Genomic DNA, 392 nt, shown 5'->3' with positions numbered 1-392 from the left:
CTCATGCATTGAGCCGACCGTGTCCGAAACGTCGAGCACGACAGGGTTAAGCTGCTGTCGGCGCGCGAAGGTCAGGAGTTGCCGCGTCAGGCTGGAACCCCGTTTGATGCCCGCCTCCAGCGCTTCGACCGTCTCCAAGATGCGGTCGTCGTCGGACAACTTCTTGATGCGCCGGGCAATGCCGATCAAGGACATCAGGAGGTTGTTGAAATCGTGGGCAACGCCGCCGGTCAACTGCCCTAGCGCGTCCATCTTCCGGGATTCGGCCAGCTCGCCCTGCACCCGTTCAAGCTTCTGTTGCGCCTCGCGCCGCTCGGTGATGTCGCGGGTAATCTTTGCGTATCCGATCAGATCGCCGGATTCGTCCCGGATCGGGTCGATGACAACGCACG

The 392-nt window shown here is 62.0% G+C and carries 1 protein-coding gene; it reads right to left on the bottom strand.

All coding sequences use genetic code 11. The features are described 5' to 3' along the window. Positions 1-392: histidine kinase dimerization/phospho-acceptor domain-containing protein (locus DY467_RS26015; protein ID WP_283811834.1), on the bottom strand; the 392-nt coding region annotated here is incomplete at both ends.

Origin of the sequence: Rhodopseudomonas sp. BR0G17 (genome assembly GCF_010907025.1) — a bacterium.
Classification (GTDB): domain Bacteria; phylum Pseudomonadota; class Alphaproteobacteria; order Rhizobiales; family Xanthobacteraceae; genus Rhodopseudomonas; species Rhodopseudomonas palustris_H.
The sequence above is the reverse complement of the archived record's forward strand: the minus strand, read 5'-3'. Positions and strand labels throughout refer to the sequence as shown.